The following is a 3,540-nucleotide window of genomic DNA, read 5'->3' as shown; positions in this document are numbered from 1 at the left end:
CGGCGGGGGGCGGGGCGGGACGCAGGGCGGGCTCCTCTCGGGTCGCCGCGCGTCGCGGAGGGGCCACGGACGGCGCGGGCCCCCAGTCTCGCAGGTAGGGTGGGGCCCATGAGTGCCGTCCGTTCCGCCGTCATCCCCTCCGAGCTGCTCTTCGGCACGGTCGTGCCCGCCATGGTCACCCCCATGACGGACGAGGGCGCCGTGGACCTCGAGGTGGCCGCCGCGCTGGCCGAGCACCTGGTGGACCGCGGGGCCGACGGCCTCGTGGTCACCGGCACCACCGGCGAGACCTCCACGCTCACGGACGACGAGAACGTGGCGATGTTCCGCACCGTCGTCGAGGCCGTGGGGGACCGCGCCAGGGTCGTGGCCGGCACCGGCACCAACGACACGGCGCACACCCTCGAGCTGTCCCGCCGCGCGGCCGAGACGGGTGTGAACGGGCTGCTGCTCGTCACCCCGTACTACAACAAGCCCAACCAGGCCGGCATCCGCGCGCACTTCGAGGCCGTGGCCGACGGCGTGGACCTGCCGATCATGCTCTACGACATCCCGGGCCGCTCCGTGATGCCGATCGAGCCCGAGACGATCATCGCGCTCGCGCAGCACCCCAACATCCGTGCGCTCAAGGACGCGAAGGGGGACCTGCAGTCCACCACCACCGTCCTGGCGCACACGGACCTCGACCTCTACTCCGGCGACGACGGCGCGACCCTGCCGCTCATGGCGCTCGGCGCCGTCGGGGTCGTCTCGGTGGCCGCGCACGCGGCCCCCGAGCTGTACCGCCAGCTCGTGGACGCCGTCCACGCCGGCGACCTGGCCGGTGCCCGTGACCACCACTTCGCGCTGGACCCCGTCCAGCGCGGCATCATGACCCACGTCCAGGGCGCGGTGGCCGCGAAGGCCGTCCTCGCCGCCCAGGGCGTCATCCCGTCCGCAGCCGTGCGGCTGCCCCTCGTCCAGGCCACGCCGGACGAGCTCTCCGTCATCCGAGCCGACCTCGCGGAGGCCGGCATCACCTTCTAGAAGGGACCCGTTCCATGACCGCAGGCACCCGCCTGTCCACCCCGCCCAAGCTCAAGCGGGGCACCTGCCGCATCGTCCAGCTGGGCGGCCTCGAGGAGGTCGGCCGCAACATGGTCACCTTCGAGATCGACGGCAAGATCCTCATCGTCGACTGCGGCGTCCTCTTCCCCGAGGAGCACCAGCCCGGCGTCGACCTGATCCTGCCGGACTTCGACTACATCCGGGACCGCGTGGACGACGTCGTCGGCATCGTCCTGACCCACGGCCATGAGGACCACATCGGCGCCGTGCCGTACCTGCTGCGCCTGCGCGACGACATCCCCGTGATCGGCTCCAAGCTGACCCTCGCCCTGATCGAGGCCAAGCTCGAGGAGCACCGGATCAAGCCGCGCACCCGCGTGGTCAAGGAAGATGACATCGTCGAGTTCGGCCCGTTCGAGTGCGAGTTCGTGGCCGTGAACCACTCGATCCCGGACGCGCTCGCCGTCGCCATCCACACGGACGCCGGCACCATCCTGCACACCGGCGACTTCAAGATGGACCAGCTGCCGCTCGACGGCCGCATCACGGACCTGCGCGCCTTCGCCCGTCTCGGCGAGGAGGGCGTGGACCTGTTCATGACCGACTCCACGAACGCCGAGGTCCCGGGGTTCACCACCACGGAGGCGGAGATCGGCCCCACCCTCGAGCGCTACTTCGCCACGGCGAAGCGCCGCATCGTGGTGGCCTCGTTCTCCTCCCACGTGCACCGCGTCCAGCAGGTCCTCGACGCCGCCCACAAGCACGGTCGCAAGGTGGCCTTCGGCGGGCGCTCCATGATCCGCAACATGACCATCGCGGCGAAGCTCGGCTACCTCAACGTGCCGAACGGGATCCTCGTGGACATCCGCAAGGTGGACAAGTACCGCGACGACGAGATCGTGCTCATGGTCACCGGCTCCCAGGGCGAGCCGATGGCGGCCCTGTCCCGCATGGCCAACGGGGACCACCAGGTGCAGCTGGAGGAGGGCGACCTCGTCGTGCTGGCCTCCTCCCTGATCCCGGGCAACGAGAACTCCGTGTTCCGCGTGATCAACGGGCTCATGAAGCTCGGCGCGACCGTGGTGCACAAGGGCATGGCCAAGGTGCACGTCTCCGGCCACGCCTCCGAGGGCGAGCTGCTGTACTGCTACAACATCGTCGAGCCCGAGTTCGTGATGCCGGTGCACGGCGAGACCCGCCACCTGATCGCCAACGGCCGGATCGCGGAGAAGACCGGCGTGCCGGCCGAGAACGTCATCCTGGCCGGCAACGGCACCGTGGTGGACATGACCGACGGCCTCGTGAAGGTCGTCGGCGAGGTGGAGTGCGGCTACGTGTACGTGGACGGCTCCTCCGTGGGTGAGATCTCCGACTCGGACCTCAAGGACCGCCGTGTCCTGGGCGAGGAGGGCTTCATCTCGATCATCACCGTGGTCAACCGGCAGACCGGCACGATCGTGTCCGGCCCGGACGTCCACGCCCGCGGCGTCGCCGAGGACGAGAAGGTGTTCGAGGAGATCAAGCCGAAGATCGTCCGGGCGCTCGAGGAGGCCGTGCAGTCCAGCAACGACCACACCGCCCACCAGCTCCAGCAGGTGGTCCGCCGGACCGTCGGCACGTGGGTCAACCGCAAGCTGCGCCGCCGCCCGATGATCATCCCGGTGGTCCTGGAGGCCTGACCCCTCCGGGTCGCCATGCCTGCCGTGTCCGCGGTTCGAGGTAGTTTGGTGGGCATGGCGACCCGTACTTCCCCCACGCGTTCGTCCTCCTCCTCCGCCACGTCCCGCTCCGGCTCCGCCGGACGCCGAGGCTCCGGACGGAAGGGGTCGACCGCGACCGTCCCCGAGGCCGACCTGCCCGCCGCGCCCCTGCGCGCCCTGCATACCCTGTGGATGGGGCTGGCCACGCCGGTCGGTGCCGGCTTCCGCAAGCTCGGCCCGGACGTGCGCATCGACCGCGAGGAACGCCGTGACGGCACCGGCCTGCTCCTGCTGCTGCTCGCCGCGCTGATCGCGGCCGTGGAGTGGTGGGGCCTGCGCGGCACCGCCATCGGCCGCGTGGTGCACGGGGTGGTGGGCGGCACCGTCGGGTGGTTCGCCCTCCTGGTGCCGATCGCCCTGCTCGTCGTGGCCGTGCGCTGCTTCCGCCACGCCACGGACCATCGCGCCAACGGGCGCATCATCATCGGCCTGCTCATGGCGACCGTCGCCGGCTCCGGCATCGCCCACCTCGTGGGCGGTGTGCCCTCGGCCGCCGAGGCCTTCGAGGACATGCTCGGCGCCGGGGGCATGGTCGGCTACCTGGCGACGGCGCCGCTGGCCTCCCTGCTGACACCCGTGCCCGTCTGGGTCCTCATGATCCTGTTGGCCTTCTTCTCGGTGCTCGTGCTCACCGCGACGCCCGTCGGCTCGATCCCGCAGCGGCTCGCGGGCGGCTACGACTGGCTCACGGGCCAGGACCCCGAGGGCGCCTCCGAGCGGCGGGCCGCCCGCC

3 protein-coding genes are annotated in these 3,540 nt (G+C 71.2%); all 3 read left to right on the top strand.

Annotated elements, in window-relative coordinates; all coding sequences use genetic code 11:
* Nucleotides 1–108: 108 nt before the first annotated feature.
* Nucleotides 109–1,026 (top strand): 4-hydroxy-tetrahydrodipicolinate synthase, encoded by a 918-nt coding sequence (gene dapA, locus HMPREF3105_RS08965; protein ID WP_070709287.1) that lies wholly within the window; start codon nt 109–111, stop codon nt 1,024–1,026.
* 14 nt (nt 1,027–1,040) lie between these two features.
* Nucleotides 1,041–2,726, top strand: coding sequence for a ribonuclease J (locus HMPREF3105_RS08960; protein ID WP_070709285.1), 1,686 nt, complete (start codon nt 1,041–1,043; stop codon nt 2,724–2,726).
* Between the two features lie 54 nt (nt 2,727–2,780).
* Nucleotides 2,781–3,540, top strand: a 760-nt coding sequence (locus tag HMPREF3105_RS08955; protein ID WP_210401441.1) for a DNA translocase FtsK 4TM domain-containing protein, incomplete at its 3' end; no start/stop codon positions are given.

Origin of the sequence: Micrococcus sp. HMSC31B01, from assembly GCF_001816085.1 — a bacterium.
Taxonomy (GTDB): Bacteria; Actinomycetota; Actinomycetes; order Actinomycetales; family Micrococcaceae; genus Micrococcus; species Micrococcus luteus.
Note: the sequence above shows the minus strand (reverse complement) of the source record. Positions and strands in the feature narration are given on the sequence as shown.